Consider the following 12,842-nt stretch of genomic DNA (forward strand, 5'->3'; position numbering starts at 1 on the left):
GCATCACCGCTCCATCCGACGACACACCCCCTGGAGTCCGGCCATGTCCTTGCCCCTTCCCCTGCCCTTCGAGCAGGAGGAACCGGAAGCCCACCCGCGGAAGGTCACGCCACGGCAGTTGCTCGACGTTCGCGAGGCCGAGTGGCGTCCGCGCCTGGAGTCGGTCTCCCTCGTCTCCGAGTCCCCCTTCAACGTGAAGGAACTCGACCAGGCGGCTCGGGCGCTGGGGGCGATCTTCACCCGGGAACTCGACGTTTACGGGCGCTCGAACCTGCACCATTGGCCCGCCTGTCTAGCGGCGGTCACCGTGGGGGTGGCCACCCGGCACTACGCCCACGGCACCTTCTGGCCGGCGTTGTGGGAGAGCACGAAGGTCCCCGTTTCCCGTCGCAAGACCGAGGCCTGGGGCACCCGTTTCCTGCGCTCCCTGGAAATCCTGGGCGTGGACACCTTCCCCGGGATGACCTACCCCTACGTGGATCCGATCCTGATGCACTCGGGCATCCCCACCTACTGTCTGGGGGACGTCTTCGACCTGCTGTTGCACCGGAGCGCGGTGGAACCCGGGTTGGACGCCTACGGGTTCCACCTGTGGGCCGTCTCCGGTCGTCACCGGCTCCGGGATATGGACATGCCGGCCGACAGGTTCATCTCCTCCGGCGGTGACTACGCCCTGGAGACCATCGAGCGGTGCATGCAACTGATGGACCTCCTGCGCGAGGACCCCGACGCCGCTCCTCGGGAGGTGGGGCTACCCCAGCGGTTCCACGCCCCGGCGGTAGCCGCGTTGGAGCGCGCGGCGAGTCGGGGCGCCCTCCCCCGACAGCCGCTCTGGCAATCCGCCACGCCCCGCGCGGCCCGGGCACGTCTGCGTCTGGACCCCTTCGTCCACGGAATCCACGTCGTCCTGCCGGTCCTGGACGGCACCGACGACCTCGACGTCTCGTGGGAGGTCACCACCGACGAGGGCACCCACACCGTGCGTACCCGCCGTCGTTGGGGCGCGGCGGCCGAACCGACCGTGTTCGCGCTCGCCGGCCCCACCCGTTCGGTGAACGTCACCCCGCAGGGGCTCGGGGTACGCGAGCAACTGGACCTGATCGATCCGCTGGACCCACTCCTGGTCTTCGACGACTCCGGCGCGTTGACCGGTACCGACGCGACCTTGTCGCCCGGACCGGTATGGGTGATGCATCCCGGCGACCACGTGCTCGAAAAGTCCGAGACGGTGGCGGACCTGGGTGGTGGGTTCGACGTGCCCTATGGCTGGGAGGGGTGGTCCCTGCGCCGGCTACGGCTGTACCGAGGCGACTCGATCCGGTTGGAAGGGGGTTCCCACCACCGTGCCCAGGGTCGGGAGCGACCCCGGTTGGAACTGCCCGAACCGGTTCCCGGCGCGACCACCCCGCTCGGGGCACCGGTGTATCCGCACCGACCCTCCGTGGTCCTGCCCGATGCGGAGGGCGTGTCGGTGGAGTGGTCGGTGGAGGTGCGGTCGGCGGAGGAGGGCCGCCTGATCTCTCGCGTACGGGCGGACTCCGGTGAGGTCGTCGTCCTTCTGGCGGACCTGCGATCGCCCGTGGTGGGCTCCTACACCGTGAACGTTCGGGGCCCGCTCGGGCGTGGGTTGAGCCGGCAGATCACCATCGTCGAGGGGCTCGACGCCCGGCACGCACCGCGGGTGCGCGTCATCGAACCAGGAGGACTGGCGCCGGCCGAGACGCGTTTGGGCGCCGCCGACGGTGTCGAGGTCGAGCCCGCCCATCCGCGGTTCGGTCCTCAGGAGGTGGCCCGTCCCGTCACGGTGCGCGCCGGGACCTCGGTGGTGTCCCTACTGGTCGAGCCCCCGCACCTGCGTCTGCTCACCACCGGAGAGACGTCCCCGCGGTGGCGGGTCGAAGCCGCGCGTTTGGACTGTGAGTCCATCGCGGAGTCCGGTGACCTGCTCGTGCGGGTGCCCGAGGGCGAACCGGATCCGGGCCAGTTGCTCGCCTTGCAGGGAACGGACGTCGTCCAGCGGGTGGAGGCGGTCTCGGTGCTCGGGACGAACACGCACCGCTATCCCCTCGGGCAGCTCGTGGAGACGGCCGCCGCGCGGCGCCATCTGCGTCTGGTCGTGGGTCATGGCTCGACACCGATGCCCGTGGCCGTCGTGCGGCCCAGGAGGTTCGCGAGCGGCGCGGAGGTCCGCGGCGGGGTGATCGAACTCGAAGGGTTCGCCGGCATCGACGACGTCAGCGCGGCCGTGTACCTGCGCGGAGCGCCATGGCGGGCACCGGTCGTGCTGGCCGTGCCCACGGACGGGCGCATCCCCCTTCCCGACGAACTGCGCGAAGCCGGTCCAATGCGTCTGCTGTTGGCCGTGGAGGACCCGTGGTCGGTCACCGACCATCCCCGTTGGCCCAAGAGCGACGACCCGAACGTGTTGGGCTGTCCGGCCGGGGGACGACCCACCGGTTCCGACGAGGAGGAGGAAAGGCTGTGCGCCGCCTTCGCCACCGGGGACGGGTTGGACTCGCTTCCCCTTTCGCGTGACAACGCCGTTCGCCTGTGGCGTGTGCTGGGGGCCTCCGACCTCCTGATCAGCTCCGGTGTGCCCCCGGAGCGGATCATCGCCTGTGCCGACGCCTTGGGCAACACACCGCTTCCGGCGCTCATGGCCCACGGCGACGCCGACCTGTCCGCCGCCGAGAGCGTATGGGCACTGGTCACCGGAGGACTCGTCGCCTCTCCGGCGGGTGGACGCGTGCCCGTGCGGCAGGCGGCGGAACTATGGCACCGTCTGCCCGCGGCGGCCGCCCTGGCCACCAGCGACCTCATGCCCCTGATCGACGCCGAGGTCTCCGACCCCGACCACGCCGAGCTGATGGAACAGTTGGAACGGCGGTGCGGTGGGATCGCCATGACCCTGCTTCGGGGGAAAGCGGACCCGGCCTCGGGCGCGGGCAGGTTCGACGCCAACGCCGAGCACCTGGCCCGGATGTCACCGGACCAGGTCACCGCGATCTGGCAGGCGGCCCGAGTGGTCCCACGCGCCCTGCTGGACGAGGACTCGCGCACCCAGGCCGCTCTGGGACTGTTCAGCGCGCGTGATCGACCCGCCATGCACCGGATGCGCTCCGCCGCGCCCGCCATCGCCGGGAACGTGCTGCACCTGGCCAAACGCCTCGACCAGACCTACCGACGCCCCGTCCTGGACCTGCTGGAACCACGCCACGCCCCGGGCGCCGCCCGATGGCGCAACCTGCCCGCCGCGTCCCTGGCCCTGGCCCTGTCCGCACGATTGGCCGCACGCGGAGTGCCCGCCTTCACCTCCCTGGCCCGTGGGCAACGCGCCGTCTGGGGGGACCTGGCCCGGCACGCCCCCGACCTCGTCCGCATCGACATCGTCCTGGCCGAACTGGCCCTCGCCGGGGCCGAACGCGCCCACATCGCCAAGGAGCAGAACCGATGACCTCCCGATTCGACCCCATCGACGTGAGCGCGATGATCGGTGACGGCTACCGCCGTTACCTGGGCTCGCTGCTGCCGCTGCGAGACCCGTCCCTGGCGAACGCGCTCTCCGAGCAGATCGCCGGTAGCCCCCTGCTGAGCAAGGGGCCGCTGTTGGAGGCCACCCCGGCCTACGAAACCGGTCGAGCACCGCGTGAGTTGGTCGAGGAGGGTGTCCTCTCCCCCGGGTTCGCCTCGCCCACCGGCCCGGCCGTCCATCTCGACCGACCGCTGTACAACCACCAGGAGGAGGCGATCCGCAAGGCCCGTCAGGGCCGCAACCTGGTGGTGGCGACCGGGACCGGATCTGGGAAGACCGAGAGCTTCCTGTTGCCGATCCTCAACGAACTCCAGGCCGAGCACGAACGCGGCGAGCTGGGCCCCGGGGTTCGAGCCATCCTGCTGTATCCGATGAACGCGCTGGCCAACGACCAGCTCAAACGACTGCGCGAGACGCTGCTGGCCACCAGCCCGCACATCACCTTCGGTCGCTACACCGGGGAGACCAAGGAGACCGAACAGCAGGCCCTGGACTCCTTCAGGGCCCTGCACCCGGGCCAGAACCCTCCGCCCAACGAACTCCTCAGCCGGGAGCAGATGCGCAAGAGCCCGCCGCATCTGCTGCTGACCAACTACGCGATGCTGGAGTACCTGCTGTTGCGCCCGGCGGACCTGGACCTGTTCGAGGGCGAGCACGCCGGACACTGGAAGTTCATCGCCGTGGACGAAGCGCACGTCTACGACGGGGCCAAGGCCGCTGAACTGGCGATGCTGCTGCGCCGGCTGCGTGATCGTGTCGCTCGGGGCCAAAAACTCCAGTGCATCGCCACCAGCGCGACCGTCGGCGACGACGCGAGCGCGGTCACCACCTTCGCACAGCGTCTCTTCGACGCACCATTCGACTGGGAGGACGGTGATCCCACCAGGCAGGACCTGATCCGTGCCACCCACAAGGACACCATGCCCCACTCCACATGGGGTCCGCTGTCCGCGTTGGACTACCGCAACGTACGCGAGGACGACGATCCCGGCCGCGCCCTGCGAAGCGTCGCGGCCGAACACGGAGCCGAGGCTCCTTCCGCCTTCACGCTCCTGGCCGGGGAACGCCGGTTGCAACATCTGCGCGTGTTGTTGGCCCGTGGCGGGCCCAAGCCTCTGGAGCAGCTGGCGGAGGAGCTGTTCGACGCGGTCCCCGAGACCGCCTCCGGAACCGAAGGATTGACCGCCACCGATCGGGTACGGGCATTGGCGGACCTTGTCGCGTTGGCCAGCATGATCCGCGACACCGACGGCACACCGCTGTTGTCGGCCCGATACCACTTGTTCACCCGGGCCACCGACGGCGCGTTCGCCTGTCTGACCGACCAGGGACCGCACGTGTCGTTGGCCCGGCACGAAACCTGCGAGACCTGCTCGGCGCCCAGCTTCGAGATCGGCTCCTGCAAAAGGTGCGGGGACCTGTACCTGGTGGGGAGCATCGAAGCGGAGGGGCGCGGGGAACGGCTTCTCCCACAAACCTCGCGGCAGAAGAAGCCCGAGTGGTTGCACTTGGGCGGCACGCCGATCACCGTCGACGACGATGACGACACCCTGGAGAAGGCGAGCAGAGTCAGTACCCGGAACGCCTACCTGTGCGTGGGCTGCGGCTCCCTACTCGGCTCACCCTCCGGCTCGTGCGCGATCGAGTGTCCCGATCGTTCCCTACGCGAGGTCCGACTGATCAAGACCCAGGGAGACCGCGCGGCCAGGTGTTTGAACTGTGGCGCGCTCGGCACCCACACCCTGCGCCGGTTCGAGAGCGGTAACGACGCCTCCGCCGCCGTCGTGGCCACCGCGCTGTACCAGGCTCTGCCCCAGGACACGGACGCCCAGGTCGCCGACCAACCCGGGGGTGGACGCAAGCTCCTGATGTTCAACGACAGCCGCCAGGCCGCAGCGTTCTTCGCGCCCTACCTGGAGACCAGCTATGGAACGTTCCAGCACCGGCGTCTCGTCCTGGAGGGCATGACCACGATCCACGACCCGGGCGATGAGCTGAGAATCGACGACCTGATCGACGAGACCGCTCAAGCCGCCAAGCGCGCCGGGTTGTTCGGTCGCAAGGTGTCCAAGCGTCAGCGCGCGTCCAGGGTCGGTCCCTGGGTGATGAGTGAGCTGGTCAGTACCGACGACCGCCAGTCGTTGGAGGGACGCGGCCTGCTCAGGGCGGACCTGACCCGTCCCGAGGGGGTGTCTCTGCCTCGGGCGTTCACCGAGTGGCTCGGGCTGGATGAGGACGAGGTGTGGGACCTGTTCGGGGAACTGGTGCGCACGTTGCGTCAACAGGGCGCCCTCAGCATGCCCGAGGGCGTGGCCGCCGACGACGAGGCGTTCATGCCCCGGCTCGGTCCGGTGTACGTGCGTCGAGATGGCGCCGACCGTGCGCGCAAGGTGATCAGTTGGGTGCCGACCTCGGGGCAGAACCGACGGCTCAACTACCTGGAACGGGTCTTGAAGAGGTTGGGGGTCTCCGAGGACGACGCACCGGCGCGGAAGGTATTGGAGAAGGTGTGGGACCTGCTCCGGGACATGCCGGAGGGTTGGTTCGTCTCGACGGACGATCGTGTGCTGGGAACGCTCTACCAGGTCGACCACGAGGGGCTGGAGGTGTCCCTGGTGACTCCGGAGAAGGCCCCCTACCAGTGCGACGCCTGTCGGCGTCTGCATCCGGTGTCGGTGCGCGGTGTGTGTCCGACCATGAACTGTCCCGGAACGTTGCGCCCCTACGACCTCCCCGACGCCGACAAGGACACCGACCACTACCGGCACCTGTACCGGACGCTCAACCCGGTCGCGTTGACCGCTCAGGAGCACACCGCGCAGTGGTCGGCGCGGGAGGCGGCGAACGTGCAGCAGGAGTTCGTCAGGGGTCGGGTGAACGCGCTGTCCTGCTCGACCACGTTCGAACTCGGTGTGGACGTGGGTGAGCTCCAGTCGGTGTTCATGCGCAACATGCCACCCACCACGGCCAACTACGTACAGCGTGCGGGGCGGGCCGGACGGCGCTCGGACTCCGCGGCGTTGGTGGTCACCTACGCGCAACGTCGCTCCCACGACCTGTTCCGATACCAGGAACCCGAGAAGATGATCGCCGGAGAGGTGCGGGCGCCCTACGTGCCGCTCGCCAACATCCGAATCGATCGCCGGCACGCGCACTCGGTGGCGATGGCGGCGTTCTTCCGGTACTGGTTCCAGACCACCGGCGAGTCCTGGAACAAGGTGGGGGAGTTCTTCCTGTCCGGCGACGAGGACCGGCCGGCTCCCGCCACCCGGGTCGTCGACTTCCTCTCCCCCGTGCCGGGCCACGTCACCGAGGCCCTGCTCAGGATCCTGCCCGCGGAGATCGCGCAGGAGATCGACGTGGCGGGAGGCGGCTGGGTCGGCGGACTCACCGAGCTCCTGGAGAGGATCCATCTGGAGGTGACCCAAGACGTCGAGGACTTCGAACGGCGCCGGGTGGAGGCCTTCGAGGCACGCAAGGACATGTTGGCGGAGCGATTCGGTAAGACGATCAACACGGTGGTACGGCGCCCGCTCCTGGGTTTCCTGGCCACTCGCAACGTGCTGCCCAAGTACGGCTTCCCGGTGGACACCGTCGAACTGCGCACCCATCACTCGGGAGAGCCCGTCGGCAGGCGCCTGGAACTGGCGCGGGACCGTAGTTCGGCCATCTACGAGTACGCCCCTGGAAGCTCCATCATCGCGGGCGGGAAGAAGTGGACCTCGGCGGGCATCTACCGGCTCCCCGGACGTGAACTGCACCCCCACCACTACCGGGTGTGCGCCGACTGTGGTTTCTACGAGGAGTCCAAGGACCCACTGGAAGGTGTGTGTCGCTCCTGCGGTGTGGCCGCCCGAGAAGGCAGGACCAAGTACATCGTTCCCGAGTTCGGCTTCGTCGCCGGTGCCAAGGTGCAACCCGCGGGAATGACGCCCCCGCAGCGTTCCTGGCATGGTTCCACCAACGTACTGCGGTTGGCGGCCGATCCCGAGAACCACATCTGGCCCCTGCCCGGTGGGGGCGAGGTCCTGTGTCAGGCGGGCAGCAGAGGTGAGTTGGTGGCGATCTCCGACGGCCCCAGAGGAAGCGGTTTCCTGATCTGTGGCTGGTGCGGCTGGGGTACCGGGACGGCCACCGGCAAGACGCCCACCGAGCACGAGAATCCATTGAAGGGGAATCGGTGCCAGGGCCCACTCGCCCATCTCTCCCTGGCCCATCGGTACGAGACCGACATCGTGGAGATCTCCTTCGGTGGCCGTCTGGACATCGGACGCGCCTCCGAACCGGTCCGGTACTCCCTGTTGTACGCGCTGCTGGAGGGCGCCTCTTCGGCGTTGGACATCAGCCGTGACGACATCGACGGGGCGACCTTCCGGAGGACGCCGGGCACCATGGCCCTGGTGCTGTTCGACACGGTTCCCGGTGGTGCCGGCGGCGCCACTCGGATCGCCGCGAACTTCCCCGAGGTCCTGAAGGCGGCCTTGGACCGGGTCACGGCGTGTGACTGCGGGGTGGAGACCTCCTGCTACAGCTGCCTGCGCAACTACCGCAACCAGTACTTCCACGATCGGCTTCGTCGAGACGCGGCGTCGCACGCCTTGGAGTCACTGCTGAGCCGAGGCTGAAGACCTGGGGCCGGGAGATTCCACTCCCGGCCCCAGAGCATCACCACGGGCCCCCGCACGCGAACTGTTACGGAAGGACATACCTCCGCTCGCGCACACCGAAGGCTCTCCTTTCGTTCCCCCGAAACAACAACCCGAACACAGAGTGACCGACAGGATGCGCATAGGAACAAAAGGCGGAGTTCTCATAACATCGTTCTTTGAAAGCGAGAATATCCTCCCTGTATCCTGCCCTAGCTCCGTACATCCCCTATCCTTTTTCTAGGAGCATGAGCAGACGGGATACGCGATGACACCAAGGGCCAACGGCGAAAACTTCATCCAACTCTGGGAGTGGGCGAAGGACAGCAAGAAAATGACCGAGTCCACAGCCAAGCAGCACGTGCGCGCCTGCCAACTCGTTCTTGAGAGCCTGAGAAAGGATCCCTCCAGAATCAATGTCCTAGAACTGGACATCGAGCATGCGGTCCATCTCTTTCGCACTACCAACCCGCAGCTCAAGGAGTCCACTCTGGACACCTATGAGTACGTCTTCAGAAGGGCTGTTCTCTCCTACGGAGACTACCTAAGAGACCCCGCCGCATGGGAAGCACCCACCAAACGGAAGAGCGGGGACAAGGGCACTCGGAAGCTCCAGACCACTCCTCGACCCAAGAAGGAGAAGGTCGAGCTGAAGCTCCCTCTGCGCGAGGGAAAGCACGCCCTTCTCATCCTCCCCGAGAACCTCACGGAAGCGGACCGTCGGCTCTTGGAGAGAATCATTCCGGTGTACCTTGAGGACTACGCCGAGGAGAGCTAAAGGTTCAGGCCTTCCCCATCCGCCGGGCTCAGGAACGGGCCCGTCCCCTTCCACTCTTCGGAGAGCCGGCCGAGAAGCTTCATCGCCCCCGACACGTCGACCGACCGCTCTGCGTGGGCTTGGTCCAGCAAATTCGGTGGCGGCAGGAGTCGTACCCATCGATACACTCCCCGGTCGCCTCGACTGCGAGGCCCGAGAGGCCGAGTGGATCCTGAGCCAACAGCCTCCGAGCGGTGTTCGCTACGTGTTTCGTGCTCGTTCCCGCGCGACCGGGAGCAGGTGGGCAACGTCGGAAGGACACGCCGCTCCCGTTCGGTCAGCCCTCCTGGCGGGGCCCACTTCCCTGCGGGAGGGCTTGGGGTGGACGATGGCTACCAGGACCTGATCCGAGAGTCCGACCAGTGGAATCTTCTTGACCCGTATGTGCGAGGACACGCTCTGAGGGATACCCGCCCCGCCGCCCGGGGTGGGCGGCGGGGCGGGGCGGTGGCTACTGGGCGCGGAGGACCACCAGGTTGCAGGTGATGTTCTCCTTGACGTGGTAGACGCTCTGCGGGGTGGACTCCTCCAGGTGGGCCAGGCCGGCCTCTTCGATGGCCTCGACCTTGGCCTTGTAGCCGGAGGGTTCCCAGATGCGGTCCAGGACGGTGACGACGATGGGGGCGCCCGGGCGGGCGACGCGGACGAGTTCGTCGAAGGCCTCGGGGCCCACGTGTCCTTCGGTGAGGGTGCCCACGCAGATGACCGCGTCGTAGGCGTCGTCCCCGGCGGGCAGGCGCTGTGTGAGGTCGGCCTTGGCGAGGTCGCGGTAGAGGCCCTTGGCGCGGGCCTTGTCGAGCATGGCGGTGGAGAGGTCGAAGCCGTCGATGACCTCGAATCCGTGGCCGGACAGGGCGGCGCCGACCAGCCCGGTGCCGCAGCCGGCGTCGAGGACCTCGGCCTCGGGCCGGTCGGTGAGCAGGGCGCTCAGGCGTTCGGCGGCGTGGGTGGGCGCGGCGTAACCCATGCCCTCGGTGGTGTCGTGTTCGTAGGTGGCCGCCCATTCGTCGTAGGCGCTCTCGGCCTCTTGGGGGTTCTTCAGGGCGTACACACGGTCCAGGATCCTGCGATGTTCGCTCATGACTCGGTCTCTCTCACCTTCCAAAGAAAAGGACAGAACACCTCGATCGAGACCTTATCGGGCAGGCCTGGCGAACGGGGTGGCGAGGGACACAGCGACATCTGTCGGTGAGCGGTGAGGTCGACCGGACAGCGGGAAGGTGCCCTCCATGACAGGTATCTCCCCCGACAGTGAGACCAAGGGCCCCCGAGAGTGGCGACTGGTGTGGCGCCACCGGCACGCGGTGATCCTGGCCCTGGTCGTGGCTCTGATGGTGGGCGCGTGGGTGGCGCAGAGCGCGGCGCGTCCGATGTTGTGGGCGGCGGGCGCGTTGGTGGGCGCGTTCCTGGTCTGGTGGATACGCGGGCGGTGGCTTCGGACGAGGGAACGCCGGGCCCTGGAGCGGGTCGATCTGTCCGAGGTCGACCTGATGACGGGCGTGGAGTTCGAGGAGCACGTCGCCATGCTGATGCGGGTGAGCGGCTACACGGCGGTGACCGTGGTGGGCGGCGCCGACGACGGCGGGGCGGACGTGGTGGGACGTGCTCCGGACGGCCGGGAGGTCGTGGTGCAGTGCAAGCGGTGGAACCACGCGGTGCCGCCCAACGACGTGCGTGCGTTCATCGGTGTGCTGCACAGCGGTTATGAGGGCTACGAGGGGGTCTTCGTGTCCTCGTCCGGTTTCACCGAGGCCGCCGCGGCGCAGGGCGAGGGGCACATGGTGTTGGTGGATCGGGACGCCCTGGCTCGGTGGATGAGCGGCGTGGAGGCGCCGGAGCCGCTGTCGGGTGGATGAGGGCCCGCGCCGAAACGCGGGCCGGGGGCGTGTTTTCGCAGTTCAGAGTCGGGTTCTGGGTTTTTGGAAGTTTCCTGTCCTAAACCCTTGGGATACCGACCTCGCGGGTTGCTTGGGATTCTCTGGGTAGTTCCCGCCCCTTCCTGGTGAGCCAATGGGGGACGGGACGTGTGGGGCTCCCGGGGTTCGGGAGCTCCACGGGCCCCGATCGCGGCGGGGCCGATCCGGTCCGTAGAGCCCCGAGTGTCTCCGGCAGACTCCCGAGTTGGTACCCCCGTCAGTCACTGACGGGGGTCAGCGGGCTGTTCGGGCCCACCTGGGGGTCAGGTGGGCATGGGTCTTCTGGGTTTCATGCTCTCTCCCGGGTTCAGTGGCGGCAGTGCGGGGGTTTGCGGGGGTGGGGGATGCGCGGGTGGACACCCGGGCAGGTCGCCGGGGCGGTGAGTCCGGGTGGGGTCGGCAGGGTCGCCCAGGCGACGGTGCGTTCGACCAACACCACGGGGGTGGACAGCAGCGTGAACAACAGGAGCCCGGAGCACGGGGCGAAGAGACGGAATCGCTCGAACATGTGCCCAGACTGGCAGGGCGAGAGTGAGCGCACGGCTACTTCGCGTGATCGTACCGTGTCCGGTTGAGGTCAGGGATCAGGCGTGTGTCGTGGCGGGCGTGGGGGTAGGGCCTCCCACTTCAGGCGAAGACCTCCAGGAGCACCACGATCAGACCGATGACCAGCATCGCCGCGAAGATGAAGTAGCAGCCCACGTTGCCGGTGGCGCCCGGGTCGCGGGTGGGGCCGCGGTGGATTTCGGTGCGTCCCCTGCCGGGTTTGCGCTTGCTCTTCTTCTTGCCCACCTTGGTTCTTTCCGTTCCTGGTCGGGGGACGATCGGGGCCAGAGCCTGGCATGAGGGCCCGAGGTCGGGCAAGTCCCGAGGTCAGTCGTGTTCGGGTTCGGTCGGCTCGTCGGTGTCCTTGGGCTCCTCGTCCTTGGGGTCCTTGCGCGCCCAGTAGGTGGCCACCAGCGCGCCGGACAGGTTGTGCCAGACCGAGAACAGGGCGCCGGGCAGGGCGGCGAGCGGCTCGAAGTGGGTGGCGCCCAGGGTCGCGGCGAGCCCGGAGTTCTGCATGCCCACCTCCACGCTCAGGGCGCGGCGGGAGGTCTCGGGCAGCTTGCCGAGCGCACCCACGAGGTAGCCCAGTCCCAGGCCCAGGGTGTTGTGCAGGATGACCGCCAGGCCCAGGAGGAGTCCGGTGCTCAGGACCGCGTCGGCGTTGGCGCCCACGATGCCGGCGACGACGAACACGATGCCGGTGACCGACACCAGCGGCAGGATCGGCAGGACCTTGGACACGGCGCGGTCGGCGAAGGTGCGCAGCAGTAGGCCGGCCACCACCGGGAGCAGGACGACCTGGAGGATGGAGACGAACATGTCGGCCATGGACACGTCCAGGGTGGATCCGGCCAGGATCAGCACCACGAGCGGGGTGACGAACGGCGCGAGCATGGTGGAGATCGACGTCATGGCCACCGACAGGGCGACGTTGCCGCGGGCCAGGTAGACGATGACGTTGGAGGCGGTCCCGCCGGGGGACGCCCCCACCAGGATCATGCCGATCACCAGCTGTGGCGGCAGGTTCAGCAGGTGGGCGATGCCCCAGCCCAGCAGCGGCATGATCGTGTACTGGGCGAGCACGCCGAGCACCACGGCCCGTGGGTACTGGGCGACGATGGCGAAGTCGGCCGGGCGCATCGTCAGCCCCATGCCGAACATGATGACGCCGAGCAGCAGGGACACGTGCGGTGTGAGGTGGGAGGCCTGGTCGGGTACGACCAGGCCCACCACGGCCCCCAACAGGACCAGGAGCGCGAACCACCTGCCGACGAAGTCGGCGACCTGCTTGACGATCGTCATCGTGTACTTCTTCCCACGTGGTGTCCGGGGGGCTTCCTTCCGGCCGGCAGCACGTTACCCCCCAGGTGATGGGCGTGGAA

General features: G+C 68.2%; 8 protein-coding genes. 4 read left to right on the forward strand and 4 right to left on the reverse strand.

What is annotated here, in order from left to right; translation table 11 throughout:
• Window positions 1–43: 43 nt before the first annotated feature.
• From NLI01S_RS03830 to NLI01S_RS03840, 3 genes are all read left to right on the forward strand, one after another.
• Complete coding sequence (locus NLI01S_RS03830) at window positions 44–3,454, forward strand: hypothetical protein (protein ID WP_067599205.1); 3,411 nt, start codon at window positions 44–46, stop codon at window positions 3,452–3,454.
• Complete coding sequence (locus NLI01S_RS03835; RefSeq protein WP_067599208.1) at window positions 3,451–8,157, forward strand: DEAD/DEAH box helicase; 4,707 nt, start codon at window positions 3,451–3,453, stop codon at window positions 8,155–8,157. The genes NLI01S_RS03830 and NLI01S_RS03835 overlap by 4 nt, the downstream gene beginning before the upstream one ends.
• Window positions 8,158–8,512: 355 nt before the next feature.
• The gene (locus NLI01S_RS03840; RefSeq protein ID WP_157090946.1) at window positions 8,513–8,956 is read left to right on the forward strand and encodes a hypothetical protein; all 444 of its coding nucleotides are present in this window, start codon (window positions 8,513–8,515) and stop codon (window positions 8,954–8,956) included.
• 490 nt (window positions 8,957–9,446) lie between these two features.
• Here NLI01S_RS03840 and NLI01S_RS03845 read toward each other — a convergent pair whose 3' ends face one another.
• Window positions 9,447–10,076 (reverse strand): class I SAM-dependent DNA methyltransferase, encoded by a 630-nt coding sequence (locus NLI01S_RS03845; RefSeq protein ID WP_067599214.1) that lies wholly within the window; start codon window positions 10,074–10,076, stop codon window positions 9,447–9,449.
• A gap of 148 nt (window positions 10,077–10,224) precedes the next feature.
• On the opposite strand from NLI01S_RS03845, the gene NLI01S_RS03850 reads away from it, so the two are divergent.
• On the forward strand, window positions 10,225–10,851 hold the full coding sequence (locus tag NLI01S_RS03850) for a restriction endonuclease (protein ID WP_067599217.1): 627 nt from the start codon (window positions 10,225–10,227) through the stop codon (window positions 10,849–10,851).
• Window positions 10,852–11,218: 367 nt separating this feature from the next.
• Here the strand turns inward: NLI01S_RS03850 and NLI01S_RS03855 are convergent, their stop codons facing one another.
• The 3 genes from NLI01S_RS03855 to NLI01S_RS03860 form a co-directional block, all read right to left on the reverse strand.
• Window positions 11,219–11,419, reverse strand: a complete 201-nt coding sequence (locus NLI01S_RS03855; RefSeq protein WP_067599220.1) for a hypothetical protein — start codon at window positions 11,417–11,419, stop codon at window positions 11,219–11,221.
• A gap of 119 nt (window positions 11,420–11,538) precedes the next feature.
• Window positions 11,539–11,703 (reverse strand): hypothetical protein, encoded by a 165-nt coding sequence (locus tag NLI01S_RS25925; RefSeq protein WP_190318351.1) that lies wholly within the window; start codon window positions 11,701–11,703, stop codon window positions 11,539–11,541.
• Between the two features lie 81 nt (window positions 11,704–11,784).
• Window positions 11,785–12,762, reverse strand: a complete 978-nt coding sequence (locus NLI01S_RS03860) for a bile acid:sodium symporter family protein (protein WP_067599223.1) — start codon at window positions 12,760–12,762, stop codon at window positions 11,785–11,787.
• Between the last annotated feature and the right edge of the window lie 80 nt (window positions 12,763–12,842).

Source organism: Nocardiopsis listeri NBRC 13360 (assembly GCF_001570765.1).
GTDB lineage: Bacteria > Actinomycetota > Actinomycetes > Streptosporangiales > Streptosporangiaceae > Nocardiopsis > Nocardiopsis listeri.